General features: G+C 70.6%; 1 protein-coding gene. It reads right to left on the minus strand.

Annotated features, from left to right (window positions below; translation table 11 throughout):
• Nucleotides 1-186 (minus strand): alpha/beta fold hydrolase (locus L687_RS0121485; RefSeq protein WP_373695047.1); only part of this gene is annotated, 186 nt, incomplete at its 3' end.
• Nucleotides 187-201 lie beyond the last annotated feature (15 nt).

The raw sequence follows: 201 nt of genomic DNA on the forward strand, positions 1-201 counted from the left end.
CACGGCCGCGTCCTTGAAGTCGCGCGAGCCCGGGGCGTTGAAGTGGTTCCGGTTCGGGATCTCGAAGAACCGTCCGTCGGGGGCGGCTGCGGCCAGCGCCCGCGAACCCTCGATGATCGCGTCCTTCGAGCCGGTGGCGAAGAGGATCGGCCGCGTCGGCGCATCCGAGGGATCGGGGTCGATCATGCGCGACGCCCGCAT

This window comes from Microbacterium maritypicum MF109 (assembly GCF_000455825.1).
Lineage (GTDB): Bacteria > Actinomycetota > Actinomycetes > Actinomycetales > Microbacteriaceae > Microbacterium > Microbacterium maritypicum_A.